This is a genomic window from Sphingosinithalassobacter sp. LHW66-3, assembly GCF_050703275.1.
Taxonomy (GTDB): domain Bacteria; phylum Pseudomonadota; class Alphaproteobacteria; order Sphingomonadales; family Sphingomonadaceae; genus Sphingomonas.
On record NZ_CP193482.1, the window covers coordinates 694732 to 720022 of the forward strand.

General features: G+C 66.4%; 24 protein-coding genes. 16 read left to right on the forward strand and 8 right to left on the reverse strand.

What is annotated here, in order from left to right:
* Positions 1 to 35: 35 nt before the first annotated feature.
* Positions 36 to 1322, forward strand: coding sequence for a HAMP domain-containing sensor histidine kinase (locus ACQ450_RS03275; RefSeq protein ID WP_431470490.1), 1287 nt, complete (start codon positions 36 to 38; stop codon positions 1320 to 1322).
* Between the two features lie 31 nt (positions 1323 to 1353).
* On the opposite strand, the gene ndk is transcribed toward ACQ450_RS03275, so the two are convergent.
* Both ndk and ACQ450_RS03285 read right to left on the reverse strand, forming a co-directional pair.
* Positions 1354 to 1776 carry a nucleoside-diphosphate kinase gene (gene ndk / locus ACQ450_RS03280; protein ID WP_188055099.1) on the reverse strand — a complete coding sequence of 141 codons (423 nt, stop codon included), beginning with the start codon at positions 1774 to 1776 and terminating at the stop codon, positions 1354 to 1356.
* A gap of 106 nt (positions 1777 to 1882) precedes the next feature.
* Positions 1883 to 2323: a DNA polymerase III subunit chi gene (locus ACQ450_RS03285; protein WP_188055100.1), complete on the reverse strand. Its 441-nt coding sequence runs from the start codon at positions 2321 to 2323 to the stop codon at positions 1883 to 1885.
* A gap of 157 nt (positions 2324 to 2480) precedes the next feature.
* Between ACQ450_RS03285 and ACQ450_RS03290 the strand changes: the two genes are divergently transcribed.
* The 4 genes from ACQ450_RS03290 (at position 2481) to rsmA (ending at position 8027) form a co-directional block, all read left to right on the forward strand.
* Positions 2481 to 4760 carry an LPS-assembly protein LptD gene (locus ACQ450_RS03290; protein ID WP_431471267.1) on the forward strand — a complete coding sequence of 760 codons (2280 nt, stop codon included), beginning with the start codon at positions 2481 to 2483 and terminating at the stop codon, positions 4758 to 4760.
* Between the two features lie 126 nt (positions 4761 to 4886).
* The gene (locus tag ACQ450_RS03295) at positions 4887 to 6185 is read left to right on the forward strand and encodes a peptidylprolyl isomerase (RefSeq protein WP_431470491.1); all 1299 of its coding nucleotides are present in this window, start codon (positions 4887 to 4889) and stop codon (positions 6183 to 6185) included.
* The gene (gene pdxA / locus ACQ450_RS03300; protein WP_431470492.1) at positions 6163 to 7212 is read left to right on the forward strand and encodes a 4-hydroxythreonine-4-phosphate dehydrogenase PdxA; all 1050 of its coding nucleotides are present in this window, start codon (positions 6163 to 6165) and stop codon (positions 7210 to 7212) included. The genes ACQ450_RS03295 and pdxA overlap by 23 nt, the downstream gene beginning before the upstream one ends.
* Positions 7209 to 8027, forward strand: coding sequence for a 16S rRNA (adenine(1518)-N(6)/adenine(1519)-N(6))-dimethyltransferase RsmA (rsmA, locus tag ACQ450_RS03305; RefSeq protein WP_431470493.1), 819 nt, complete (start codon positions 7209 to 7211; stop codon positions 8025 to 8027). The genes pdxA and rsmA overlap by 4 nt, the downstream gene beginning before the upstream one ends.
* Before the next feature lie 7 nt (positions 8028 to 8034).
* On the opposite strand, the gene ACQ450_RS03310 is transcribed toward rsmA, so the two are convergent.
* Both ACQ450_RS03310 and ACQ450_RS03315 read right to left on the reverse strand, forming a co-directional pair.
* Positions 8035 to 8541, reverse strand: coding sequence for a tetratricopeptide repeat protein (locus tag ACQ450_RS03310; protein WP_431470494.1), 507 nt, complete (start codon positions 8539 to 8541; stop codon positions 8035 to 8037).
* A gap of 32 nt (positions 8542 to 8573) precedes the next feature.
* The gene (locus ACQ450_RS03315) at positions 8574 to 9758 is read right to left on the reverse strand and encodes an RsmB/NOP family class I SAM-dependent RNA methyltransferase (RefSeq protein WP_431470495.1); all 1185 of its coding nucleotides are present in this window, start codon (positions 9756 to 9758) and stop codon (positions 8574 to 8576) included.
* 227 nt (positions 9759 to 9985) lie between these two features.
* Between ACQ450_RS03315 and ACQ450_RS03320 the strand changes: the two genes are divergently transcribed.
* A complete protein-coding gene (locus tag ACQ450_RS03320) occupies positions 9986 to 11953 on the forward strand; it encodes a serine hydrolase domain-containing protein (RefSeq protein WP_431470496.1) in 1968 nt (655 codons plus the stop codon).
* A gap of 48 nt (positions 11954 to 12001) precedes the next feature.
* Here ACQ450_RS03320 and guaB read toward each other — a convergent pair whose 3' ends face one another.
* Both guaB and ACQ450_RS03330 read right to left on the reverse strand, forming a co-directional pair.
* Entirely contained in the window at positions 12002 to 13459 is a 1458-nt protein-coding gene (guaB, locus tag ACQ450_RS03325; RefSeq protein ID WP_431470497.1) for an IMP dehydrogenase, read from the reverse strand.
* Positions 13460 to 13567: 108 nt separating this feature from the next.
* A complete protein-coding gene (locus ACQ450_RS03330) occupies positions 13568 to 14377 on the reverse strand; it encodes an HpcH/HpaI aldolase/citrate lyase family protein (RefSeq protein ID WP_431470498.1) in 810 nt (269 codons plus the stop codon).
* 49 nt (positions 14378 to 14426) lie between these two features.
* Here ACQ450_RS03330 and ACQ450_RS03335 point away from each other — a divergent pair, with 49 nt between their 5' ends.
* Genes ACQ450_RS03335 through ACQ450_RS03345 form a run of 3 tightly spaced genes read left to right on the forward strand, consistent with a single transcriptional unit; the run spans position 14427 to position 17712 of the window.
* Positions 14427 to 15413: an SPFH domain-containing protein gene (locus ACQ450_RS03335; RefSeq protein WP_188055107.1), complete on the forward strand. Its 987-nt coding sequence runs from the start codon at positions 14427 to 14429 to the stop codon at positions 15411 to 15413.
* Positions 15413 to 15874 (forward strand): NfeD family protein, encoded by a 462-nt coding sequence (locus ACQ450_RS03340; RefSeq protein WP_431470499.1) that lies wholly within the window; start codon positions 15413 to 15415, stop codon positions 15872 to 15874. Before ACQ450_RS03335 ends, ACQ450_RS03340 begins: the two co-directional genes overlap by 1 nt.
* Positions 15875 to 15900: 26 nt before the next feature.
* Entirely contained in the window at positions 15901 to 17712 is a 1812-nt protein-coding gene (locus ACQ450_RS03345; protein WP_431471268.1) for a DUF885 domain-containing protein, read from the forward strand.
* 64 nt (positions 17713 to 17776) lie between these two features.
* Here ACQ450_RS03345 and ACQ450_RS03350 read toward each other — a convergent pair whose 3' ends face one another.
* Positions 17777 to 18214, reverse strand: coding sequence for a hypothetical protein (locus ACQ450_RS03350; protein ID WP_431470500.1), 438 nt, complete (start codon positions 18212 to 18214; stop codon positions 17777 to 17779).
* Between the two features lie 46 nt (positions 18215 to 18260).
* Positions 18261 to 19880: a phosphoenolpyruvate carboxykinase gene (locus tag ACQ450_RS03355; protein WP_431470501.1), complete on the reverse strand. Its 1620-nt coding sequence runs from the start codon at positions 19878 to 19880 to the stop codon at positions 18261 to 18263.
* 194 nt (positions 19881 to 20074) lie between these two features.
* Between ACQ450_RS03355 and ACQ450_RS03360 the strand changes: the two genes are divergently transcribed.
* The 7 genes from ACQ450_RS03360 to ACQ450_RS03390 are packed head-to-tail and all read left to right on the forward strand — an operon-like array spanning position 20075 to position 25233.
* Entirely contained in the window at positions 20075 to 20782 is a 708-nt protein-coding gene (locus ACQ450_RS03360) for a response regulator transcription factor (RefSeq protein ID WP_188055111.1), read from the forward strand.
* A complete protein-coding gene (locus ACQ450_RS03365; protein ID WP_431470502.1) occupies positions 20751 to 22325 on the forward strand; it encodes a stimulus-sensing domain-containing protein in 1575 nt (524 codons plus the stop codon). The genes ACQ450_RS03360 and ACQ450_RS03365 overlap by 32 nt, the downstream gene beginning before the upstream one ends.
* Positions 22326 to 22339: 14 nt before the next feature.
* Positions 22340 to 22768: an HPr kinase/phosphorylase gene (locus ACQ450_RS03370; RefSeq protein WP_188055113.1), complete on the forward strand. Its 429-nt coding sequence runs from the start codon at positions 22340 to 22342 to the stop codon at positions 22766 to 22768.
* The gene (rapZ, locus tag ACQ450_RS03375) at positions 22765 to 23682 is read left to right on the forward strand and encodes an RNase adapter RapZ (protein ID WP_431470503.1); all 918 of its coding nucleotides are present in this window, start codon (positions 22765 to 22767) and stop codon (positions 23680 to 23682) included. The genes ACQ450_RS03370 and rapZ overlap by 4 nt, the downstream gene beginning before the upstream one ends.
* 16 nt (positions 23683 to 23698) lie before the next feature.
* Entirely contained in the window at positions 23699 to 24106 is a 408-nt protein-coding gene (locus tag ACQ450_RS03380; protein ID WP_188055115.1) for a PTS sugar transporter subunit IIA, read from the forward strand.
* Positions 24103 to 24375 (forward strand): HPr family phosphocarrier protein, encoded by a 273-nt coding sequence (locus ACQ450_RS03385; protein ID WP_431470504.1) that lies wholly within the window; start codon positions 24103 to 24105, stop codon positions 24373 to 24375. The genes ACQ450_RS03380 and ACQ450_RS03385 overlap by 4 nt, the downstream gene beginning before the upstream one ends.
* A 57-nt stretch (positions 24376 to 24432) precedes the next feature.
* A complete protein-coding gene (locus ACQ450_RS03390) occupies positions 24433 to 25233 on the forward strand; it encodes a TrmH family RNA methyltransferase (protein ID WP_431470505.1) in 801 nt (266 codons plus the stop codon).
* Positions 25234 to 25291: the final 58 nt, after the last annotated feature.

A 25291-nucleotide genomic window follows, 5' to 3' on the forward strand; every position in this document is an offset into this window, starting at 1 on the left:
ACGCGCGCTTCCTGCCGCGCAGCCTGGCGGGGCAAATGGCCTTGCTCCTCGCGGCGGCTCTGTTCGTTGCGCAGGCGGTCAACTTCGCTCTCGCGTTACGCAGCAGCGCGAACTTCCGTCTTGCGCAGGCAGCGCGGCCTGCCGCCACGCGCATCGCCGATGCGCTCGAACGCGAGGCCGCGGGGCGCGGCCCGATTCTCGGCGACCGCGGCCGAGTTCGTGTCGACGACGCGAACCCGATCCCGGCATGGAGGGAGCGCCGCCCCGAAGTCGCCGCCGAAGTGCGCCGCCAGCTGGAAGAGCTCGGCGTGCCTGTCGCGCGCGTCGATACCGGCCTGCGCCCGCTCCGGCGCGATACGCGTGCGCTGCGCGAGCGGAGAAGCGAGGGCGCAATGCTGGTGATCGCCGCGGAAGTGCCGGGCCGAGGCTGGCTCAGAGTGATTGCGCCCTGGCCGCGCACCGATCGCCGCATCCTGCTCATCCTGATCGTCCAGACACTGATCCTCTATGCGATCATCCTGCTGCCGGTGCTGTGGATCACGCGGCGGATATCGCGACCGCTGAACGCGCTTGCGGAAGCCGCCCGCCGCTTCGATCCGAACGCCACTGCGGTACCGCTGCCGATGGACGGCCCGAGCGACGTTCAGTCGGTGACCGCAGCCTATAACGCGCTCAGCCGCCGCGTGAATGCGATGCTCGACGAGAAGGATCGGATGCTCGGCGCAATCGGCCACGATCTGCGGACGCCGCTGGCGGCGCTGCGGGTCCGGATCGAATCGGTTGAGGATGACGAGGATCGTGCCAAAATGGCCGACACGATCGACGAAATGAACCGCACGCTCGACGACATTCTCTCGCTGGCCCGGCTAGGCCGGCCGAGCGAGCCGCCGACCGATGTGGATCTCGCCGCGCTGATCGATGCGGTCGTGGAGGACTTCCGCGATCTCGGCGCAGACGTCACGACTGAGGAATCGCCGCGCCTGCCGATCCGGCTCCGACCTTCGCTGATGCGCCGCGCGCTGCGCAACCTGATCGAGAATGCGATAAAATACGCCGGCGGGGCCGAAGTGCGTCTGGTGCCCCGAACGGCAGATGTCGCGATCGAAGTTGCGGACCGCGGGCCGGGGATTCCGGCAGACAAGCTCGCGAAGGTCTTCGACCCGTTCACTCGGCTCGAAAGCTCGCGCAACCGCGACACCGGCGGCATCGGCCTGGGACTTGCCCTCGCCCGCGCTATCGCCCGCGAGGCGGGCGGCGACGTGTCGCTCGCCAATCGCGACGGCGGTGGCCTGGTGGCCACCATCACTCTGCCGCGACGGTGATCCCTCCCCCGCCGGGGGAGGGGCCGTATCGTCAGCCGACGATTTCTTCGGGCTTGAAGAAATAAGCGATCTCGATCGCGGCATTCTCTTCCGAATCGGAGCCATGCACGGTGTTCGCTTCGATCGATTCCGCGTGAACCTTGCGGATCGTCCCCTCGTCGGCGTTCTCCGGATTGGTCGCGCCCATCACTTCACGATTGCGCGCGACGGCATTCTCGCCCTCGAGCACCTGCACCACGACCGGACCCGAGATCATGAACTCGACCAGATCGTTGAAGAAGGGCCGCTCCTTGTGGACGGCGTAAAAGCCTTCCGCCTGCTCGCGGGTCATCTGGATGCGCTTGGAAGCGACAACGCGCAGGCCGGCCTCCTCCAGCATCTTTGTGACCGCACCGGTGATGTTGCGGCGAGTGGCATCGGGCTTGATGATCGAAAAGGTCCGGGTCGCGGCCATGGCCGTGCGGCTCCTGTTGCTTGCGGGTTGCGGAAAAGTCGCGCTCCCCTAATCGCCGCCCGGTGCGGATGCAAGCCGAACGCGCGCGACCGCCGGCTCGGCGAACTCAGGCGATCTGTTCCCAGCGCCCTGCTTCGTTCTGCTTCCAGTAGCGGCGTTCGACGCCGTCGCGAGTCACCAGTTCCTTCCATGCGGCGCGCGCCTCGGTGATGCTGTCGCCATCGAAGAAAAGCACGGCGCGGTCGAATGCCAGCGCTGCGTCACGCCAGATTCCGTCCGCCAGAACGATGTTGCGGGCGCCGTTGGCGGCTTGCGTCGAATCCGCGATCAGAATCGGCTGTGCCGCATCCTCTCCTGTCCCGGCAGCGGCATGAGGCAGGAAACTCTCGGGCGCATAGCTCCAGAGCAGCGCGTCCAGCTTGGCGCGCAGCGCTTCGCCTTCCGCGACGATCAACAGCCGCCCACCGCGTTCAACAACCCGCTCGGCGACTTGCGGAAGCGCGCGCTCGAGCGGCATCTGCGTCAAATGGAAGAAATCGACCTGCATGCGATCTTCTACCCTCCCGCGATCGCCGCGGCCAAGGCGTTGCGGTACGCGCGCAGCGGTGCGATAGGGCAAGCGGAGCGTGCGGGCGCGCGCATGAGTGTATGAGGTTCGGTTCCCCGTGACGCGCAAGGCACTGCTGCTCTCCGGCGCGCTTCCCATGGCGCTGTGCGTTGCGGCGCAGGCTCAGGCCCAGGATACGGCGCCGAGGCCGGTTCAGCCCGAAGAGACACTGGAGCCACCCCTCGCGACCGATGAACTGGAGACGGCACAACCCGATCTGCAGGATCGCAACGTCGAACCGGCACCGCCCGCCGCGGATGTACCGGACGACCCCGACCAGATCCGGTTCGAAGCGGCGGAGATCGAATATGACACCGAGCGCGACATCGTCGTCGCTAGCGGCGACGTTCGGCTTTACCGCCGCAGCGACAGGCTCCGCGCCGATCGCGTGATCTGGAACCGCGCGACGGGGGAAGTCGTGGCGGAAGGCAACATCGTCGCCACCAGCGCCGCGGGCGACACTGCCTATGGCGACCGCATCGAACTGACCGACACGCTCCGCGACGGCGTGATCGAGAACATGCTGGTCGTGCTGGAGGACGGCGGGCGCATCGCCGCGCGCCGGGGCACGCGCGAGGACGGCGTCATCATCGTCGCCGATGCCGCCTATTCGCCGTGCGCCGTCGTCGATTCCGAGGGCTGCCCCAAGAAGCCATCGTGGAAGATCACCGCCGACCGCGTCGTCTACAATCCCGACACCGGCCGGATCCGCTATTCGGGAGCCCGGATCGCAGTCTTCGGTATCGCGTCCGTGCCGCTTCCCGTCTTCTCGCATCCGGCGGGCGGGCGCAGCGACGACGGCTTTCTCGAGCCCGACATCCGCTACAGCCGCACCAACGGCTTTCAGGTCTCGCTCCCCTATTATTTCGCACTCGCCCCTGATCGTGACCTGACGCTCACCCCCAGCGTGTACAGCGAAGTGCTCCCGATGCTGCGCGTCGATTTCCGCGAGCTCACGCCGCTCGGCGCCTATCGCGTCAGCGCCTATGGCACGTACAGCCGGCGCAGCGACGATCTGACGGGGCCGATCACCTCAGTCACTTCGAAGAACGATTTCCGCGGCTATCTCGACAGCGTCGGCACGTTCCAGCTCGATCCGCACTGGAGCATCAGCGAGTCGATCCGAGTCACTTCGGACCGCACCTTCCTGCGCCGCTACGACATTTCGCGCGACGACCGGCTGCGCAACAACATCCGCGTCGAACGGATCGGCAGCGACAGCTATTTCTCGGTCAACGCCTGGGCGGTGCAGACGCTGCGCGTCGGCGAACGTCAGGAGCTCCAGCCGCTGGCGCTGCCCGAAATCGACTATCGCCGCCGTATCGATGACGTTCTCGAAGGCCGGATCGAGCTTCAGCTCAACACGCTGGCGATCAGCCGCCCCGACGGCCAGGACACGCAGCGCGGCTTCGCCTCGGCGCGCTGGGATCTGCGGCGCCTCACCCCCTGGGGCCAGGAAGTCGTGCTGACCGCCTATGGCCGCGGCGACGTCTACAATGCCGACGACATCTTCCAGACGACCGTGCCCAGCTATCGCGGCACCGAAGGCTTCGAAGCCCGCGCGATCGGGGCGCTCGCGGTGGACATTCGCTGGCCGCTGATCGGCCCGGCGTTCGGCGGCACGCAGCGGATCACGCCCCGCTTCCAGGTCGTCGCCGTGCCCGAGATCGAGAATCTGGACATCCCCAACGAAGACGCCCGCGCGGTGGACCTTGAGGATTCCAATCTCTTCGCGCTCAATCGCTTCCCCGGCTACGACCGGTTCGAGGATTCGACACGCTTCACCTGGGGGCTGGACTATGCCCTCTATCTTCCCGGCTTCTCGATCGACGCGAACGTGGGGCAGAGCTACCGGCTCACGTCGCGGCCCACGCTGTTCCCGGACGGAACCGGACTGACCGATCGGGTTTCAGACGTCGTCGGGCGCACGGTCGTGCGGTGGGGCGATTTCGTGTCGTTCACCCATCGCTACCGGCTCGACAAGGACAATCTGGCGATCCGTCGCAACGAAGTGGATACCACGATCGGTTCGCGCGCGACCTATATCCAGCTCGGCTATCTGCGGCTGAACCGGAACATCGGGGAGGACCTGGAGGATTTGCAGGATCGCGAGGAAGCGCGGATCGGCGCACGGATTCAGGTTGCGCGCTTCTGGTCGCTCTCCGGCTCGGCGCTGCTCGACCTCACCGACCGCAACGAGGACGTGCTGTCGAGCGCTGACGGGTTCGAACCGGTGCGGCATCGCCTTGGCATCATGTATGAAGACGATTGTCTGCGCCTGGGGCTCACCTGGAAGCGCGACTATGAGGACACCGGCGACGCACGGCGCGGCAACAGCTATCTGCTCACATTCGCTTTCAAGAACCTGGGCCGCTAAGCCTTGGTTCAGGCACAATTGCCGAGTAAAGGCGCGAAAATTCCGGACAGGATGAGGCTTTTGGTTACTGTGAACATCGTTGCGAAGGCGGCCCGCCTGGGTCGCAGATCCGCTCTTGCCCTGGGCATGATGACGCTGGCTTCGGCGGCGACGGCCCAGACCGTTCCCGATGCCCAAGTGCCCGCAACGGGGCTCGATCTGCCGTCCAATCTTCAGATCTTCGGCACCAGCGATCCGAACATTCGCAAGCCCACGGCGATCGTAAACGATGTCGTCATCACCGGAACGGACATCGACCATCGGGTCGCCGTCGTCGGCGCGCTCAACAATCTTCAACTGAACGACGAGGAACGGGCACAGCTTCGCTTGCAGATCCTGCGTCAGCTTATAGACGAAACGCTCCAGATCCAGGAGGCGAAGGCCAACGAGATCGAGATCTCGCAGCCGGAGATCGACCAGAGCTTCGTACGCGTGGCGCGGAACTTCAACCGCACCCCTGAGGAGATGTCGCGCTGGCTTCGCGAGATCGGTTCGTCCGACCGTACGATCAGGCGCCAGATCGAAGGCGAACTGGCATGGAGCCGCCTGTTGCGCCGCCGCGTCGTGCCGATGATCAACGTCGGCGACGAGGAAGTGAACGCGATCATCCAGCGGCTCGAAGAGGCCCGCGGGACCGAAGAGTATCATCTCCGCGAAATCTATCTGAACGCCACCCCCGATCGGGCCCGCGAGGTCTATGCGGGCATGCAGCAGATGCTGGCGCAGATGCGCGAGGGTGCTCCGTTCGAGTATTTCGCGCGCAACTTCTCGGATGCGACCACTGCCGCCACGGGCGGCGATCTGGGCTGGGTCCGGCCTGCGATGCTTCCGGACGCGCTTGCCGAGGCCGCGCGGAGCATGCAGGTGGGCCAGGTGGTCGGTCCGATCGAAGTGCCGGGCGGCTTTTCCGTGCTGCTCCTGCAGGACAAGCGGCAGGTCCTCACGGCGGACCCGCGCGACGCGCAGCTCAGTCTGCGTCAGATGAGCATTCGCTTCCCCGCAGGTACTACCGAGGCCGAGGCGGCAAGCCGCACGGCCGCCTTCGCCACCACTACGCAGGCGATGCAGGGCTGCGGCGCTGTCAACGACACCGCGCGCGAGATCGGCGCCGATGTGGTCGACAACGACGCGGTGGTCCTTCGCCAGCTCCCTCCGCAGCTTCAGGAACTCCTCATCAACATGCAGATCGGCGAGGCCACTCCGCCGTTCGGATCGGTCGAGGACGGGGTGCGCGTGCTGGTGCTGTGCGGGCGTGACGATCCGCCGAGCAACTTCCTGCCTTCCGCCGATCAGATTCGCGAGCGCGAGGAAGAGGAGCGTGTGAACCGGCGCGCCGAGCGCATGCTGCGCGATTTGCGCCGGGATGCGCTGGTCGAATATCGCTGACGCGGACGGGGAGCGGATGATGATCCCGCCGCTCGCGATCTCGATGGGAGACCCTGCCGGGATCGGGCCGGAGATCGTCGCCAAGGCATGGAAGGCTCGTGAGCTTCACTCGCTTGCGCCCTTCTTTGCAGTCGGAAGCATGAAGGCCGTCGAACTGGTCTGGGGAGGACCGATCCAGCGGATCGAAGACCCCGCCGAGGCGGGAGACGTGTTCGACCATGCCCTGCCCGTCCTGGCGATTGCCGACGGTGGCGAGATCGTTCCCGGCGCGCCCGATCTGGAAGGAGCGCGCTGTTCGCTTCAGACCCTGGAAACCGCGTCGGGTCTTGCCCGCTCGGGCGCGGCCGGCGCACTGGTGACCGGGCCGGTTTCCAAGGCACAGCTGTATCAGGTCGGCTTTGCCCACCCGGGACAGACCGAGTTCGTTGCCGAGCGTTGCGGCGTTTCGGTGGAGAATGCGGTGATGATGCTGGCGGGACCGACACTGCGCGTAGTGCCGATGACCGTACATGTTCCACTGGCGGATGTTCCGGGCTTGCTGTCGCTCGAACTCGTGCTCAACAAGGCGCGAGTGACTGCGCGCGGACTGCTCCGTAATTTCGGCATCGAGCGCCCTCGCCTGGCCTTCGCAGGGGTCAACCCCCACGCCGGCGAGAGCGGCGCGATCGGACGCGAGGAAATCGAGATCCTGAAGCCGGCGATCGAGCAGCTGCGCGAGGAAGGTATCGACGCGATCGGTCCTTTCGCAGCCGATACGATGTTCCATCCGCGGGCCCGCGCGGGGTTCGATGCTGCGCTCTGCCCCTATCACGATCAGGCGCTGGTGCCGATCAAGACGCTGCACTTCGACGAAGGGGTGAACATCACGCTCGGCCTGCCGATCGTTCGCACGTCGCCTGATCATGGGACGGCGTTCGGCATCGCGGGTAGCGATCAGGCCGAGCCCGGTGCGATGATCGCGGCGATCCGCATGGCGGCAAGCGCCGCGCAGCGGCGCGCCGAGCTGGCGGCGCAGGGAGCGGCGTGATCGATCTTCCGCCGTTGCGCGAGGTGATCCGCAGGCACGGGCTGAGCGCCAGCAAGGCGCTGGGCCAGAATTTCCTGTTCGACCAGCAGCTCCTCCGCCGCATCGCAGCCGTCCCCGGCGACCTTTCCGACGCCGAAGTGTTCGAAGTCGGTCCCGGCCCCGGCGGCCTGACCCGGGCGCTGCTGGCGGCGGGCGCTAAAGTGACAGCAGTGGAACGGGACCGGCGCTGTATCCCCGCACTGGCCGAACTCGCCGAAGCCTATCCCGAGCGGCTCCGCGTGATCGAAGGCGATGCGCTGGAAATCGACGCGCCCGTGCTATTCACCGGCAAGCCGCACATCGTCGCCAACCTGCCGTACAATGTCGGTACGGCGCTGCTGGTGCGCTGGCTTTCGGCCGAATGGCGTCCCTGGTGGGCGAGCTGCACACTGATGTTCCAGAAGGAAGTCGCCGAGCGGATCGTCGCATCGGCGGGCAGCGAGGCCTATGGCAGATTGGCGGTTCTTGCCCAATGGCGCGCACGGGCCAGTATTGCGATGTCGGTGCACCGGTCCGCCTTCACGCCGCCGCCGAAGGTTATGTCGGCGGTGGTTCACATCGTCGCGGAAGAGGCGCCCGCCTCGGTGCGGCTCGACCGACTGGAGGCACTGACCGGAGCCGCCTTCGGCCAGCGGCGCAAGATGCTGCGCCAGAGCCTGAAGCCGGTGCCTGGTGCGCTCGCAGCGATGGAGGCGCTCGGCATCGATTCGAGCCGCCGCGCCGAAACGATCAGCGTCGCCGAATTCGTCGCGCTGGCAAAACTGCTTTCCGCCTGAGCGCGGCTCAGTCCGCCCGCGCTTCGGGCGCCGCCGTCGCAGTGGCGGCGGTCGCGGTCTCCGGCGGGCCTGCCGCGATCACTGCGGAAAGCCGCTCGGCCTCCGGACAAGCGCCTTGGCACAGCGTGCGGATCTGGGCGAGATTCGCGCGTGCACGCTCGACCGCCCCCTTCATCACCAGCGCCTCGCCTTGTCCGCGCAGCGCGGCGGTGTCGTTCGGTTCCAGCGTCAATGCCTCGCGATAATAGCGGATCGCTTGCCCGCTGAGGCCGCGGGCGCGCGCGATTTCCGCCAGTACGATAAACGCCTCTCGATTGCGGGGATCAACCACCAGCGCGGATTCGACCAGACCGATCGCCTGACTCAAGTCGCCTGCCGCCTTTTCCGCCCGGCCCTGTTCCAGCAGTGCGACCGAGCGTGCGTCGATCTGATGATCGGCGCGCTGGCCGTAAAGCGAGGTGGACAGCGTGAGGACCGTCAGCGCAACGGCCGCCGAAAGCGTGGTTACTCGCATCAACATCTCCGGAACAGGAACGCGGGAGGCTATCATGGCGCCTGCATCTTCGCGACAAAAAAGCCGTCCGTCGAGTGGGCGCCCGGTGTGAGCCGCACGCCCTGCCCGCGCTCCTCCCCGACCGGCAATTCCGGGTCGACCGCGGCCCACCCCCGGTGCTCCCCGAGAAACGCGTCGATCTGATCGGCGCCCTCCGCGTCCAGCAACGAGCACACGACATAGAGCAGCGTGCCTCCCGGCCGAACCAGGCGGGCACCGACGGCGAGCAGATGCCGCTGTGTCGCAGCCAGCCGATCGAGCCGCGCCGGCGTGAGCCGCCAGCGCGCCTCCGGATTGCGCCGCCAGGTGCCGGTGCCGGAGCACGGCGTATCAATCACAACAATATCGGCGCGGCCGACGAACGCGTCGAGCTGCTCCGCTTCGCGACCGGGATCGAGCAGCATCGGTGACGCGCAGCTGAGACCGGCGCGATCGGCTCGTGCGGGCAAACGGGACAGCCGGGCGCGATCGATATCGCACGCCAGCAGGAGCCCGTTGTTGGCCATTGCAGCGCCGAGTGCGAGCGTCTTGCCTCCCGCGCCGGCGCACAGGTCGATCACAGTTGCGCCTGCCTCCGCACCCGCGGCTTCGCTGACCAACTGGCTGCCGGCGTCCTGCACCTCGATCTGCCCGGTCTGAAACTCCGCTGTGTCCTCGATGCGCGTGTCGGGCGGGAAACGCAGCGCATCGGGAGCGAAGGCAAGCGGCTCGGCGTCCGGAAAGCGGGCTGCAAGCGCGTCACGGCGCGCCTTCAGCCGATTGGCGCGCACATCAAGCGGAGCTCGTGCGAGCAACGCCGCCTGCTCCGCAGCGTCGATGCCGGAAGCGGTCAGCTGCGCCGCAAGCCAATCGGGCGCGATGCCGGCGGATGCTACCGGTTCGGCAGGATCGATCGCCGCCGGGCCGTAGGACGATCCGTCGAAGCCGCTGCGGAGGTCCGGCCGGACCTGAGCGAGCGCCAGCATCGCCGCCCGCCCGCTTTCGGGGCGTTCGCCGCAGAGGCGAATCGCGTCGTACACCAGCTCGCGGATTGCGCGACGATCCTTCGAGCCCGCGTAGCGGCGACTGGCGAACCCGCGCGCGAGGATGGTGTCGGCAGCCGGCCCCTGATCGCGCGCGGCCGCGGCAATCGCATCGAGCAGCTCAATTGCGGCCTGGATCCGAGCGGCGGGAGTCACGCGGACCGCTCCGCTGCGAAACGGGGATGCGCGCACCGGGCGCCGGAGAGAGGAGCGAGCAACATTGTCGGCACGGTAAAGCAGAGGACGCTCCATATGGAAAGCGGAGCGCAAGAGGGTGACCGCAGCAGAGTGGAATAGGCCTGTTTGGGCCGATAATTCTCTCTATGGACAATCCGGTTAAAAACAGAGAAGCTGCCCTATCTGGATAATACAGGGGGATGCCCGTGAAACTGGTTCTTGCTCTTGCCCTGGCCGCCACGTGCCTGACGGCGATGCCCGCAGCTGCGCAACAGGCTGCCGAAGCCGACACGCCCGCCGCCACCCGGTCCGGCGTCGCCTTTACCCAGCCCAAGGACTGGACGGCGCAGGTCCGCGGACCAGCGACGCTGCTGACGGCTCCGGAAGGCACGCTGACGATCGCGGTCGTGGACGTCGGCAGTGCGGCGAACGCTCAGGCGGCGGCGGCGCAGGCCTGGGCCATGTATAAGCCCGAGGCGTATCGCACCGTGCGCGTGGTGACCGCCGGCAACCCCGGTGGCGGATGGGACGAACGCGTGGGGATTTCCTACGAGACGTCGCCGAGCGAGCGCGCGACCGTCTCCGCGTCGGCCCTGCGCAAGGGCGACGACTGGACGGTCGTTATCACCGATGGCTCCGAAGCAGTTGCGAGCATGCGCATGGCCGCAACCTCGCTGATCGCGCAGAGCCTGCGCCCCGCCGGCTATCGGGAAGAGAGCTTTGCCGGAAAGACCGCGCACCGGCTGACTCCCGACCGCATTCAGGCGATGCGCGATTTCGTGGCGCAGTCGGCGGAAGCGCTGGAGGTTCCGGGAGTGGGATACGCGCTGATCGACAACGGCAGCGTCGTCTATCAAGGCGGCTATGGGGTCCGCGCGCTCGGATCGACCGAACCGGTCGACGAGCACACCAAGTTCATGATCGCCTCCAACACCAAGGGCATGGCGACGCTGCTGCTCTCCGTGCTGGCCGACGAGGACAAGCTGCGTTGGGAACAGCCGGTCACCGATCTCTACCCCGACTTCCGGCTGGGCAGCGACGCGACGACCGAGTCCACGCTCGTCCGGCATCTCGTTTGTGCATGCACCGGCCTTCCGCGCAAGGACTTCGCATTCATCCTGGACGATCCCGGCGCCCCGGCCATGGAGACCTTTGTCGGGCTGGCGGAAACCGAACCGACGAGCGATTTCGGCGAACTCTTTCAGTACAACAACCTGATGGCGTCGGCCGCCGGCTACCTGGGCGGGATGCTCGCCTATCCCGAGATGGAAGTAGGCGCGGCCTTCGACCGGGCAATGCAGGACCGCATCTTCGGGCCGCTGGGCATGCCCGATACCACTTTCTCGTTCGAAGAAGGCGAAAGCGGCAATTGGGCGCGGCCGCACGGATATGATCTCGACGGCCGGATGGTCCTCATGTCGAACGGCTTCAATCACCTGATCACGCCGCACCGGCCGGCGGGCGGCGCCTGGTCGACCGCCGCGGACTTTGCACGCTACGCCCAGCTCGAACTCAACAAAGGCCTCACGCCCGAAGGCGAGCGGCTGGTGAGCGAGGAGAATATCCTTGAGCGGCGGCGGCGCGGAGTGCCGCTCGGCGAGAATGCCTGGTATGGCATGGGGCTGATGGAGCGCATCGTCTCCGGGGTTTCGGTCATCACGCACGGCGGTACGCTGCAGGGCTTCCACAGCAATTTCTACGCGATCCCCGAAGCGGGGATCGGCGCCGTGATCCTGACCAACGCCGATTCCGGGGCGTCGATGCTCGGGCCGTTTCTGCGCCGGCTGCTCGAACTAGCCTATGACGGCGAGCCCGAAGCGGTGGCGGAAGTCGCGGCGGCGGCCGGGCGGCTGAAGGCCCAGGCCCAGGCGCGCCGCGAGCGGCTGACCTTCCCGCCTGATACCGAAGTGCTCGCAGGCCTCGCCACCACCTATCGCGACCCCGAGGTCGGATCGATCGAGTTCAGCGAAAAGGACGGCGTGCCGTGGATGAAGGCCGGCTTCGTCGAGGGGCCGGTCGCGACGCGGCAGAATGCCGATGGTACGGTTTCCGTGGTCTCGGCGGGCCCGGGCATCATCAGCGTCGACGCGCTCGTTGGCGCACTGCCTGACGGCACGCGGACACTGACCGTGCGCGAGAGCCAGCACGAATATGTCTATACCGAAGTGCCCTGACCGAAGGTAGCGCCGCACCGCGGAGCTTCCGCGGTGCCGTAATGCCCGTTATCGGGTGGGGTAGTTCGGCGCCTCGCGCGTGATCGTCACGTCGTGGACGTGGCTTTCGCGCAGCCCGGCATTCGTGATGCGGACGAACCGCGCCTGTTCACGCAGCTCCGGCAATGTGGCGGCGCCGACATAGCCCATCGCCGCCTTCACGCCGCCGACGAGTTGGTGGATCACGTCACGCGCCGGGCCCTTGAACGGAACCTGGCCCTCGATCCCTTCGGGAACGAGCTTGAGCTGATCCTTGATGTCCTGCTGGAAATAGCGGTCGGCCGAGCCCTTGGCCATCGCGCCGACGCTACCCATGCCGCGATAGGATTTATAGGCGCGGCCCTGATAGAGAAACGTCTCACCGGGAGCTTCCTCGGTCCCCGCGAGCAGCGATCCGATCATCGCGCAGCTCGCGCCCGCGGCCAGTGCCTTGGCGATATCGCCCGACGTGCGGATGCCGCCATCGGCGATCACCGGGACGCCCGACTTCGCTGCTTCGTTCGCCGCATCCATCACGGCGGTGAGCTGCGGCACGCCGACGCCGGCGACGACGCGAGTGGTACAGATCGATCCGGGGCCGATCCCCACCTTGATCCCGTCAGCGCCCGCGTCGATCAGCGCGCGAGTCGCTTCGCCGGTGGCGACGTTGCCTGCGATGACCTGAACATTGTTCGACAGCTTCTTCACGCGCTCGACGGCGCGGCTCACATCCTTGTTGTGGCCGTGCGCGGTGTCGATCACGATCAAATCGACTTCCGCGTCGACCAGCGCCTCGGTTCGCTCGAAGCCGCTGTCCCCGACCGTAGTGGCCGCGGCCACGCACAGCCGGCCGGCGCCGTCCTTGGTGGCGCCGGGATAGAGGACTGCCTTCTCGATATCCTTTACCGTGATGAGGCCGATGCAGCGATAGTCGGCATCGACCACCAACAGCTTCTCGATCCGGCGCTGATGGAGCAGGCGCCGTGCCTCTTCCTGCGTCACGCCGGGCGAGACGGTCGCGAGATTTTCGCGAGTCATTAGCTCGGAAACCGGCTGCTGCGGGCTCTCGGCGAAGCGAACGTCGCGGTTGGTCAGGATGCCGACGAGACGGCCATCCGCCTGAGTGATCGGAATGCCGCTGATCCGGTGCCGCGCCATCAGCGCCTGCGCCTCGGCAAGCGTGCCTTCGGGCGCCATGGTGATCGGATTGACGACCATGCCGCTTTCGAACCGCTTCACCTGACGAACGGCGTCCGCCTGTGCATCGACATCGAGATTGCGGTGGAGAACGCCGATCCCGCCGAGCTGGGCCATGACGATCGCCATGTCGGACTCGGTGACTGTATCCATCGCCGAGGATATGATCGGGATGTTGAGCGCCAGCCCACGCGACACATATGTCCGCGTGTCCGCGCGGCTCGGCACGACCTCGGACTCGCCCGGATAGAGGAGCACGTCGTCGAAGGTAAGACCGAGAGGGATGTCCATGGGGCGCCAGCAGTCCTGAGTCGGAGGTTGGCGGCCCATGTAACCGCGAGGCGGGAGATACGCTAGAGGGCGCTCCGCTCGGCGCGCCGCCGGAGGCGCAGGCGATGCTCAGGCGCGCGCGAGCAGCGCCCTCGCCTGTGCGACGTGCATCTCCTCGATCATGCGGTCGCGGAATCGCTCGGCGCCGCCGCTCGCAGCTTCGATCAAAGCGCGCGCCTCTTCGCGCTCGGCTTCGCTGGGGGCAAACGCCTCGGCCGCGATGTCGATCTGATTCGGATGGATCAACGTCTTGCCGTCGAAGCCCATTGCCCGTCCGGCCCGGCATTCCTCGCCCAGCGCCTGCGAGTCGCCCAGCGCGTTGAACACGCCGTCGAGCGCCCAGGCGCCGCCGGCACGGGCAGCAAGCACGATCGTCTGAAGAACGAGCGCAAGCCCGCTTCGGTCGGCCGCGGGCGGGATGCGAAGCTCGGCGCGCAGATCGTTGGTGCCGGCGATCAGGCCATGTACCATCTGCGCGGCGGCGATCTCGTGCGCGGCAAGCACGCCTGACGGCGTCTCGATCATCGCGAGCACCGGCTTGAGCATCACCGAATGAACGTCGAGTGCGGCGCGGGCCGTTTCCACTTTCGGCACGACCACGAAATCGGCCGGCGTTTCGCGGAGCAACACCATGTCCGGACCGCAATCGGGTGTGCCCGGGGCATTGATGCGCACGGCGACCGGCTTGCCGCCCATGCCCTCGCGGATCGCGGCGGCGGCGGCGGTGCGGGCGGCATCCTTGTCGGTGGGCTTCACTGCATCCTCGAGGTCGAGAATCACCAGATCGACGGAGAGCCCCCGCGCCTTCTCGATCGCGCGCGGATTGGACGCGGGCAGGAACAGCGCAGTGCGCGGAGCGAGGCGAGTTTCGATAGCCATGGACGCCGCCTATGCTAGCAAGGAAACAGGATTGCGAGGGGAGTCGAAGATGGACGTTCTATCCACCTTTCTGGTGTTCGTGGCCGTGCTCGTGGTGCTCTACCTCTTCTCCAGTGTGAAGATCGTGCGCCAGGGATATCAATATACGATCGAACACTTCGGCCGCTACACGACCACCGCGACGCCCGGCTTCAACTTCTACCCCGCCTTTTTCTATCGCGTCGGCCGCAAGGTGAACATGATGGAGCAGGTGATCGACATTCCGGGGCAGGAGATCATCACGAAAGACAATGCGATGGTCTCGACGGATGGCGTCGTTTTCTTTCAGGTGCTCGACGCGCCCAAGGCCGCGTACGAGGTGTCGGATCTCACGAACGCGCTACTCAACCTCGCGACCACCAACCTGCGCACCGTGATGGGTTCGATGGACCTGGACGAGACTCTATCGAAGCGCGACGAGATCAACGCGCGGCTGCTGAACGTCGTCGATCATGCGACGACTCCCTGGGGCGTGAAGATCACGCGCGTCGAGATCAAGGACATCCGTCCGCCGCGCGACATCGTCGATTCGATGGCACGGCAGATGAAGGCCGAGCGCGAGAAGCGGGCGAACATCCTCGACGCCGAGGGCGATCGCGCCTCGCAGATCCTGCGCGCCGAAGGTCTGAAACAATCGGCGATCCTCGAAGCCGAGGGCAAACGCGAAGCGGCGTATCGCGAGGCAGAGGCACGCGAGCGCGCCGCCGAAGCCGAAGCCAACGCGACGCTGGTGGTGAGCGAGGCGATTGCCAAGGGGGGTGCCCAGGCGATCAACTATTTCGTTGCGCAAAAATATGTCGAGGCAGTCGGCAAGTTCGCCACGTCGCCCAACGCCAAGACCATCCTGTTCCCCGTCGAAGCGACGCAGCTGATCGGAACGCTCGGCGGCATCGGCGAACTGGCGCGCGACGTGCTGGACAAGGGCGAGCAATCGGCGGACACGGCCGCCTCCCCTGCCCCAGCGCCGCGACGCTCTCCCTTCGATCGGGATCACTAATGGACTGGATGGATCAGGCAGGCGTGTGGTGGCTGCTCGCCGCTGTGCTGCTGGCGATCACCGAACTGATGATCCCGGGCGTGTTCCTGGTGTTCCTGGCGCTGGCCGCCGCGATTACCGGAGCGATCACGCTGTTCTTTCCCGAACTCAGCCTTGGCGGGCAACTGATCGGCTTTGCCGCCTGGTCGGCGGTGACGGTGGTGATCGGCAAGCGCTGGTATCGTGACTATCCGGTGGCCAGCAGCGATCCGATGCTGAACGATCGCATCGCACGGCTAGTGGGCGAGACCGTTACGGTCAGCCAGGCGATCGAGGGTGGCGTGGGGCGCGTCCGCGTAGGCGACGGCGAATGGCCCGCGCATGGGCCCGACGCGCCGGTCGCCACGCGCGTGCGTGTGGTGGGTGGCCGTGGCGGCGTGCTGGAAGTCGAGCCGCTGCCTGCGCTAGAGACCGGCGTCTGAGTAAAATCGCCTTTTCGGAGAACATGATGCAGTCCACTCGCCGCGCCTTTCTGATGGGCACCGGATCGACGCTTGCCGCCGCCGCGCTGCCCGCGCGGGCTTGGGCGCAGCAGAACGGCGCGGACGCCGCGGCGCAACGGCTGATCGATCAGGTGGCCGAACAGTATCTGGCGGTCTATCCGGAGAGCGCCACCTATCTGGGCATCGACCGGGGAACCCGCGCCGCGCTGAAGTCGCGGCTCACCGACCGCAGTCCGGAGGGTCAGGAAGCGATCCAGCACCAGCTCGCCGGTACGCTTGCGGAGATCGACGCGATCGACATCGACGCGCTGGGCCCGGACATGAAGATCAACGTCGATGTGGTGAAGACCAGCTACGGCCTCGGCCTGGCCGGAATGCGCTTCCCCTATGGCGACGTCTCCGTCGGCGGATGGCGCAATTCGCCCTATGTGGTGATTCAGAACGTCGGCGCCTATCTCGACGTGCCGCGGATGCTCGACAGCGACCATCAGATCGAGACGGCTGCCGATGCCGAGGCGTATCTCGCGAGACTGGAATCCTATGCCCGCCAGCTCGACGGCGAGACTGAGCGGCTGCGCGCCGCCGCAGCGATGGGCGTGATCGCACCCGACTTCCTGCTCGACAAGGGGCTGCGCCAGCTCGATCTCGCGCGCAGCGGGAATCCCGCGCAATGGGGCGTGGTCGAATCGATCGAACGACGCACCGACGCCATGTCCGGCGACTATGCGGCCGCAGCGGCTGTGATCGCCGCGACGCAAGTGAAGCCCGCGCTCGACCGACAGTTCGCGGAGCTTCAGTCGCATCGTGGTCGCGCCAACAGCAACGCAGGCGTCTGGGATTTGCCGCAGGGCGACGAATATTATGCCTGGGCGCTGCGCGCGGCGACCACCACCGATATGACGCCCGACGAGGTCCATGCGATGGGCCGCGAGGAGCTCGCGCAGCTCCATGCCGAGATGGACACGATCCTCAAATCGCTCGGCTATACGCGGGGGACGGTCGGCGAACGGATGATCGGCCTGGGCAATGATCCGCGCTTCCTGTTCCCCGACAATGACGAGGGACGCCAGCAGATCCTGGAAATGCTGCGCGCACGGATCGCCGACATGCACGGAAGGATGCCCCAGGCATTCAACACGCTGGTGCGCGGCAATGTGGAAGTGAAGCGCCTGCCTCCCGAAGAGGAGCCGGGCGCGCCCGGCGCCTATGGCGGGGCGGGAACGATTGACGGATCGGTGCCCGGGCGCTTCTGGATCAACCTGCACACCACGCGGCTGCATACGAAATACAGCCTGCCGACCCTCGCCTACCACGAGTCGATTCCCGGCCATGCCTGGCAGGGCGAATATGCGTTCCGCTTGCCGCTGATCCGTTCGCTGCTGTCGTTCAACGCCTATTCGGAAGGCTGGGCGCTCTATGCCGAGCAGCTTGCGAACGAGCTGGGCGTGTATGACGAGGATCCGGTGGGGCGGCTCGGCTATCTCCAGTCGATCGCATTTCGCGCCTGCCGGCTCGTGGTCGACACCGGGCTCCATGCGAAGCGCTGGAGCCGCGAACAGGCGATCCAGTGGTTCCACGAAACGAACGGATCGGGGATCGACGAGGTGACGAGCGAAGTCGAGCGCTACTGCTCCTGGCCGGGTCAGGCATGCGGCTACAAGGTGGGGCACAGCGAGATCAATCGCCTGCGCGCGCATGCGCGCGAAGCGATGGGCGAGCGCTACGACTTCAAGGACTTCAACGACGCGGTAGTGACCAGCGGCAACGTCCCGATGACGGTGCTCGGACGCGTGGTGGAGCGATACATCGGGGCATAGCCCCCTCGCTGTTCGGCGCTGCCGCCCGCCCGCCCGGCCGCCTTTGCGAGGGGGCGGGCAGCGGTCAGGGCAAGTCGGGCGCTACGAAGCACCGCCGCGCCTCGACCGAGAACAGCTGGTCACGCGAATAGAAGCGCAGGGGCCAGTCACGCTGTCCCATCGGGCTCAGTAGCAGTCCATTGAGTCGCTCCACGAGGCCTGATCCGCCCCGCCACTCTGACAGGAACTGGCGGATTCCCGCGATGAAGCAGTGGGTAATCGTTTCGTGATACCCTTGATGATCGTCGTTCACGCCGCCGACGCTTTCGTTGAACCGGCGGATCAATCCGCCAATCTCACGGTCCACGTCAATGTCGGGGCGCTCGACGAGGAGATACAGAGTGGCAGCGAGATGGGCTTCGTGAGTCCAGGCTGCCCGAGGCAAAGCGCATGCGATCAGCCCCTCCCCCAGATGGCGGACGGCAGCGTCTGTTTCGAAGAGGCGGGGTTCCAAGCTGGTCATCGGATCGGGTTTCACTCTCGAGACCCGATCCGATAGGCCGGGCGAATTAAGCGGAGGTCGCGGGAGCCTTGGGGGCACTGGGTGCGGCCTGCCGCACGCCTTCGTCCACATGCTCCGCGAACTGCGCGAAATTCTCGTTGAACAGGTCGACGAGCTTCGCCGCCTGCGCGTCATAGGCTTCCTTGTCGTCCCAGGTCTGACGGGGGTCGAGGATCGTCGGATCGACGCCCGGAACCGCCACCGGCACCTTGAACCCGAAGTTGGGATCGGTGCGGAACTCGGCGGCGTTCAGGCTGCCGTCGAGCGCTGCGTTGAGCAGCGCGCGAGTCGCCTTGATCGGCATGCGCGATCCCACGCCAAACTTGCCCCCGGTCCAGCCGGTGTTGAGCAACCAGCACTGCACCCCGCCCTTGGCGATCCGCTCCTTGAGGAGATTGCCATAGACCGAGGGATGACGCGGCATGAAGGGTGCGCCGAAGCAAGTCGAGAAGGTCGCTTCCGGTTCAGTCACACCGATCTCGGTGCCGGCGACCTTGGCGGTGTATCCCGACAGGAAATGATACATCGCCTGATCGGGCGTCAGCTTCGCGATCGGGGGCAGCACACCGAACGCGTCAGCGGTGAGCATCACGACGTTGCTCGGGACCGGACCCATATTGTCGTCGGACGCGTTGGGGATGAAGTCGATCGGATAGGCCCCGCGCGTATTCTCCGCCAAGCTGTTGTCGTCGAGATCGAGAACGCGCGTGTCCTCGTCCATCACCACATTCTCGAGTACCGTGCCGAACCGCCGGGTCGTCGCATAGATCTCCGGCTCCGCGTCCTCGGACAGGCGGATCATCTTGGCATAGCAGCCGCCTTCGAAGTTGAAGACCGCCGTGTCCGACCAGCCATGCTCATCGTCGCCGATCAGCGTGCGGCTTGCATCGGCCGAGAGCGTCGTCTTGCCGGTGCCCGAGAGGCCGAAGAACACTGCCGTGCCGCCATCCGGACCGATGTTGGCCGAACAGTGCATCGGCATGATGCCCTGCTCGGGAAGCAGATAGTTGAGCAGGCCGAACACGCTCTTCTTCATCTCGCCGGCATAGGCCGTGCCGCCGATCAGGATCAGCTTGTCGGTCAGGCTGACTGCGATCACCGTCTCGGAACGGCAGCCGTGGCGCTCGGGATCGGCCTTGAAGCTAGGCAGATCGATGATCGTGTATTCGGGATCGAAGCCGGCAAGCTCTTCCGCCTTGGGCCGGACCAGCATCGTGCGGATGAAGAGATTATGCCATGCGAGCTCGTTGATCACGCGTACACGGACGCGATGCTCGGGCTGCGAACCTCCGTAGAGATCCTGGACGAACAACGTGTCCCTGTCTTTCACCGCGGCGAGGAAATCTGCCTTCAGCGCAGCGAAGTGCTCGGGAGTCATGCCCTTGTTGGTCTTGCCCCACCAGATGGGCTCTTCGGTCTTCGCGTCGCGGACGATGAACTTGTCCTGCGCCGAACGGCCGGTGTGCTTGCCGGTGGAGACCACCAACGGGCCCCCGGCGGCCAGCTTGCCCTCACCACGCGCAACAGCCTGCTCGACGAGCGGCTCGGTAAGCAGGTTCCAGTGAATGTCCGCCCGCGTCTCGATCCCCTGGGCGTCCAGCCCGGTACGCGGTTTCCGCTCGGTCACGTTCTTCTCCCAAAATGGCCGTCTTGAAGGGTGCATACACGCATCTCTCCGGCGGCCCGGCGTTGCAGCAGTAGCTTGCGCATAGGCACGCCGCGGCTGCTGGGTCAAATAGGTAACCGGTGTCCATGGATTGAGCGCCCGAGCGCATTGGGCTAACCGGGAGCGATGCGCTGCACCTCTTTCCGCCTCCCCGAATGACCGCGACGATCGCCCTTGTCGACGATGACCGGAATATTCTGACATCCGTGTCGATCGCCTTGCAGACCGAGGGGTTTCTGACGCGCGTCTATTCTGACGGCGAAAGCGCGCTGAAGGCGTTGATCGAGAATCCGCCCGATCTGGCGGTGCTCGACATCAAGATGCCCAAGCTCGACGGCCTGGAGCTGCTGCGCCGGCTGCGCGAGAAAAGCGCCGTTCCGGTGATCTTCCTCACCAGCAAGGATGATGAGCTGGATGAAGCGCTCGGCCTGGCCATGGGCGCGGACGACTATATCGCCAAGCCGTTCAGCCAGCGGCTGCTCATCGCGCGCATCCGCGCCATCCTGCGCCGCACCGAATCGCTGCATACCGCTGGAGACGGCAGCGAGACCGAAGCGCCGCAGACGCTGGTGCGGGGGCAACTGACGATGGACCCTGCGCGCCACCGCGTGAGCTGGGGCGGTCAGAATGTGACGCTTACGGTCACCGAGTTCCTGATCCTGGAAACGCTCGCGCAAAGGCCGGGGATCGTGAAGACGCGCAATCAGTTGATGGACGCGGCATATCAGGACGACATCTACGTCGACGACCGAACGATCGACAGCCATATCAAGCGTGTCCGCCGCAAGTTCCGCCAGGTCGATCCGGATTTCGATTCAATCGAGACGCTCTATGGCGCCGGCTACCGCTTCTCGGAGGAATGAGGAGCGCGACCTGGCGCTCAAATGGTCGAACCGGGTCAGTTTGACGCCCCGGATTCTGGCGGTGAACATCTTTGCCCTCGCGCTGCTCGCAGGCGGCTTCTCCTATCTCGACAGCTTTCGTAGCCGGATTGTCGACAGCCGCGTCGCGCAGGCAAGCCGAGAGGTGCGGCTGATCGCGCAGGCGCTCGCGTCGGCCACTCCCGAGCGTCGTGACCTGCTGGTCCTGAGCCTGGCGCGCGACACCGGCTCGCGCATCCGGCTGTTTGACGAGGAAGGACGCCTGATCTCCGACAGCAGGGCGCTCGGCCTGCGCAATGTCGTGCTGCGCGATCCCGACAAGGATCCGTGGAACCAGTCGGTCGCACGCTTTCTGGACGCGATGATCGACACTGTCGCCGGTGCCGAACGTGCGCCGCTCTATCGCGAACGCGATCCCGAACATGGGCTGGAATGGCCGGACGTGCGCACCGCGCGCGTGACGCACGGAACCCCGGCGACGGTCTGGCGCGCGCCCGACCGCACGCCAGTGATCACCGCCGCTGCGCCGATCACGCAGCTCGGCGCGGTGATGACGACAGTGAACGCGCGCGACATAACGACTACCGTGCGCGCAGAGCGCTATCGGCTGGGCGTCGTTCTCGCGATCGTTTCGATCGTCTCGATCCTGCTGTCACTGTTTCTCGCACGGACGATCGTGAAGCCGCTGCGGCATCTGGCGCGTGCCGCGATCCGAGTGCGGCTGGGACGCGCGCGCGAAGTGACGGTGCCGCGGCTGCCGACGCGACGCGACGAGATCGGCTTGCTGGCCCGGGCCATATCGGACATGAGCGGTGCGCTGCGGGCCCGGATCGATGCGACAGAGGCATTCGCCGCGGACGTGACCCACGAGCTGAAGAATCCGCTCGCCTCTCTGCGGTCGGCAGTCGAGGGGCTGGGCAACGTCAAGGATCCCGCGCTTCAGGAACGGCTGATCGCGATCGTCCGCGACGACGTCCATCGGCTCGACCGGCTGATCACGGATATTTCCGAAGCCTCCCGCCTAGACGCGCAGCTGAGCCGCGCGACGTTCGAGCCGGTCGATATCGATGCGTTGCTCGCAGCGTTAATCGCGCAACGCCAATCACGCGGCGTCCCGAACGATATCCGGATTCGCTTCGATCGCGTCGGCGCCGGCGGATTCGAGGTGCTCGGCGAAGGCGCCCGTCTGGAGCGCGTGTTCGAGAATCTGGTCGAGAACGCGATCTCCTTTTCGCCGGAGGGCGGCCTCATCACGCTGTCGCTGCGCGCCGAAGGCGACATGCTGGTCGTCCGCGTCGAGGATGAAGGTCCGGGCGTCCCCGAAGAGGCGCGCGAGGCGATCTTTCGTCGCTTCCATTCGGTGCGGCCGCAGAGCGAGGCATTCGGCCAGCACTCCGGGCTGGGGCTTGCCATCGCCCGCACGATTGTCGAAGGGCACCAGGGGAGTATCGCCGTCGAATCGCGAGAGGACCGGCTGAGCGGAGCACGTTTCGTCGTCCGGCTGCCGCTCGCGAACCGGCGCTGAACCGGGAATGCCATGTGGCTGAAATATCGTCCGAAACGCTCCATGCCTCTTGCGTCGCGATCGGCGGCCGTGCCGTGCTGATCGAAGGCTCTTCGGGCGAGGGCAAATCCGATCTCGCGCTGCGTCTGATCGACCGCGGTGCGGCACTGGTGTCCGACGACTATACTCTGTGCCGGCGCGATGCGGGTATCCTGCTTGCCTCGCCGCCGCCGACGATCGCAGGGAAGATCGAAGTGCGCGGCATCGGCATCGTCGAAATGCCGCACGTCGAACACTGCCCCGTCGCCCTTCTGGTGACGATCCTCGACACGCCGCCCCGACTGCCGGAGGGATCAAGCACGCGCCGGATCGCGGGCATCGATGTGCCCGAACTCGCCCTGCCTGCGCTCGAGGCCTCCGCGCCGATCAAGGTCGAGATCGCGCTCAGGACGTTGGCGGCATGAGCCGGCAATCCCGCAAGAGCATCCTGTTGGTGACCGGATTGTCGGGAGCAGGGAAATCAACCGTGCTGCGCACGCTGGAGGACCTCGGCTGGGAAGTCGTCGACAATCTCCCGCTGCTGCTGCTGAACCGCCTGCTCGACACCGCGCTTCCCGAGGGCAGCGATGGCGACGAGCGGCCGCTGGCGCTCGGAATCGGCACCCGCACCCGCGGCTTCGATCCGGAGAGCATCGTGCGCCGCATCAAGAAGCTTCAGGAAGAGCATGGCCACGGCGTCGGCACGCTGTTCCTCGAATGCTCGGGCGCCGAGCTCGAACGCCGCTATTCGGAGACACGCCGGCGCCATCCTCTGGCGCAGGACCGCCCGGCGAGCGACGGCATCGCCCGCGAGCGCGAGCTTCTGCTGCCGCTCAGGCGGTGGTCGAACCGGCTGATCGACACTACCAACCTGACGTCCAACGAGCTCGCGCAGCAGATCCGCACGACCTTTTCCGAGGATGCGATCGGCACGACGCTGTCGATCGTCTCGTTCGGCTTTGCACGGGGGCTACCGCGCAACGCCGATCTGGTGTTCGACATGCGCTTCCTGCGCAATCCGCACTGGGTCGATTCGCTGCGCCCCGGCACGGGCAAGGATGCGTCGGTCGCGAACTATGTGATCGCCGATCCCGCGTACCCGCCCGCCCTCGATCAGATCGAATCGCTGCTGCGCTTGCTGATCCCCCGCTATGATGCCGAGGGGAAGGCATATGTGACCGTGGCGTTCGGCTGTACCGGCGGGAGACATCGTTCGGTGCATGTCGCCGAGGAGATGGCGCAGCGGTTGCGCGCGGCCGGATTTTCGCCCACGGTCACGCATCGCGATCTGCAGACCGCCCCGCAGGACTCGCTCGAAGGGCGTCCGCAGGCGGGGTGAACGGGATGAATTCTGAATGATCGGATTGGTACTCGTGACCCATGGCCGGCTGGCGGAGGAATTCGTCGTCGCCATGGAACATGTGGTCGGCAAGCAGGAGGCGATCGCCACGATCTGCATCGGCCCCGAGGATGACATGGAGGAGCGGCGCAGCGACATCGCGGCAGCGATCCAGAAGGTCGACACCGGACGCGGCGTGGTGCTGTTGACCGACCTGTTCGGCGGCACGCCTTCGAACCTTGCCATCTCGCTGATGGAGACGGGCAAGGTGGAAGTGATCGCCGGAATCAACCTGCCGATGCTGATCCGGCTGGGCGGCGCCCGCAAGACGATGAAGGTCACCGAGGCGGTCGCCGCGGCCCGCGAGGCAGGCAGGAAATATATCACCGTCGCCTCCGAAGTGCTCGGGGAAGCCGCCGCGTGACCGCCGCGCGCCGAACGGTCCGGATCGAGAACCGCAGGGGCCTGCATGCCCGCGCCAGCGCCAAGTTCGTCACGCTCGCTTCGGCCCAGCCGGTGGCGCTGACGGTCGAGAAGGACGGCACGGCCGTGACCGCGACGTCGATCATGGGGCTGATGATGCTGGGCGCTGCCAAGGGCGATTCGATCGTCATTCATGCCGAGGGCGACGGCGCCGAGGCGGCAGTGGACGCACTGGCGCAGCTCGTCCAGGATCGCTTCGGCGAGGATTGAAGCCGGCGCGACGGCCCCCTTGCGGCGGCGGCGGCACCCGGCCAAGAGGCACTTCCGATGCCGCGCAGCATAACCGCCTTTTCCAATCCGCTGGTCAAGCATGTCCGCCAGCTGCGCGAGAAGCGGCACCGGCGCGACGCCAGGCAGTTCCTGGCCGAAGGGCTGCGCATCCTGACCGAAGCGCGCGAAGCCGGCCGGCTGCCCGAGCATCTCTTCTACGCCGGCGACATGGCGGGCCACCCGCTGGTGACGGCGCTGGTCGAGGCGACCGAGGCGGCGGGCGGCGAGGCAATCGAGACGACGGCCGACATCCTTTCCAAGCTCTCGGGCAAGGACAATCCGGGCGCGGTCGTCGGCGTCTATGCCGAGTTCGCGGTGGCGCTCGACCAGCTCGACCGGGATCGGGCACCGATCTGGCTGGTCGCCGAGCGGCTGCGCGATCCGGGCAACCTCGGGACGATCCTGCGGACCGCGGACGCAGTGGGCGCCGGCGGGCTGATCCTGATCGGCGAATGTGTCGATCCCTTTTCGGTCGAGGCGGTGCGGGCCAGCATGGGCGCGCTGTTCACCGTGCCGGTCGCCCGTACCGAATGGGCGGCGTTCGAGGCGTGGCTGCGCTCCGGGCCGGGGCAACTCGTCGGCCTGAGCCTCGATACCGAATTCGACTATCAGGCGCCGCGCTACGAAGCCCCCACCTTCCTGCTGACCGGCAACGAGGCGCAGGGCATGCCGGACGCAATGGCAGCGGCATGCGACCTGCTGGTCAAGATCCCGATGCTCGGCAAGGCCGACAGCCTGAACGCCGCGGTCGCTACCGCAGTGATGGCCTATGAGGTGCTGAACCAGCGGCGACGCTGATCCGGCAAGCCGGCGTTCAGCCGGGCGGTGCGACCCGTGGCTCGAAGGGAGACACCGT

What these genes read in the sequence shown, in the direction of transcription:
- ACQ450_RS03275 (WP_431470490.1), top strand. Translation starts at nt 36, where the DNA reads ATGGCCTTGCTCCTCGCGGCGGCTCTGTTCGTTGCGCAGGCGGTCAAC.
- ndk (WP_188055099.1), bottom strand. Translation starts at nt 1,776, where the DNA reads ATGGCCGCGACCCGGACCTTTTCGATCATCAAGCCCGATGCCACTCGC.
- ACQ450_RS03285 (WP_188055100.1), bottom strand. Translation starts at nt 2,323, where the DNA reads ATGCAGGTCGATTTCTTCCATTTGACGCAGATGCCGCTCGAGCGCGCG.
- ACQ450_RS03290 (WP_431471267.1), top strand. Translation starts at nt 2,481, where the DNA reads ATGGCGCTGTGCGTTGCGGCGCAGGCTCAGGCCCAGGATACGGCGCCG.
- ACQ450_RS03295 (WP_431470491.1), top strand. Translation starts at nt 4,887, where the DNA reads ATGATGACGCTGGCTTCGGCGGCGACGGCCCAGACCGTTCCCGATGCC.
- pdxA (WP_431470492.1), top strand. Translation starts at nt 6,163, where the DNA reads ATGCGCTGGTCGAATATCGCTGACGCGGACGGGGAGCGGATGATGATC.
- ACQ450_RS03310 (WP_431470494.1), bottom strand. Translation starts at nt 8,541, where the DNA reads ATGCGAGTAACCACGCTTTCGGCGGCCGTTGCGCTGACGGTCCTCACG.
- guaB (WP_431470497.1), bottom strand. Translation starts at nt 13,459, where the DNA reads ATGGACATCCCTCTCGGTCTTACCTTCGACGACGTGCTCCTCTATCCG.
- ACQ450_RS03330 (WP_431470498.1), bottom strand. Translation starts at nt 14,377, where the DNA reads ATGGCTATCGAAACTCGCCTCGCTCCGCGCACTGCGCTGTTCCTGCCC.
- ACQ450_RS03335 (WP_188055107.1), top strand. Translation starts at nt 14,427, where the DNA reads ATGGACGTTCTATCCACCTTTCTGGTGTTCGTGGCCGTGCTCGTGGTG.
- ACQ450_RS03340 (WP_431470499.1), top strand. Translation starts at nt 15,413, where the DNA reads ATGGACTGGATGGATCAGGCAGGCGTGTGGTGGCTGCTCGCCGCTGTG.
- ACQ450_RS03345 (WP_431471268.1), top strand. Translation starts at nt 15,901, where the DNA reads ATGCAGTCCACTCGCCGCGCCTTTCTGATGGGCACCGGATCGACGCTT.
- ACQ450_RS03350 (WP_431470500.1), bottom strand. Translation starts at nt 18,214, where the DNA reads ATGACCAGCTTGGAACCCCGCCTCTTCGAAACAGACGCTGCCGTCCGC.
- ACQ450_RS03360 (WP_188055111.1), top strand. Translation starts at nt 20,075, where the DNA reads ATGACCGCGACGATCGCCCTTGTCGACGATGACCGGAATATTCTGACA.
- ACQ450_RS03365 (WP_431470502.1), top strand. Translation starts at nt 20,751, where the DNA reads ATGGCGCCGGCTACCGCTTCTCGGAGGAATGAGGAGCGCGACCTGGCG.
- rapZ (WP_431470503.1), top strand. Translation starts at nt 22,765, where the DNA reads ATGAGCCGGCAATCCCGCAAGAGCATCCTGTTGGTGACCGGATTGTCG.
- ACQ450_RS03380 (WP_188055115.1), top strand. Translation starts at nt 23,699, where the DNA reads ATGATCGGATTGGTACTCGTGACCCATGGCCGGCTGGCGGAGGAATTC.
- ACQ450_RS03390 (WP_431470505.1), top strand. Translation starts at nt 24,433, where the DNA reads ATGCCGCGCAGCATAACCGCCTTTTCCAATCCGCTGGTCAAGCATGTC.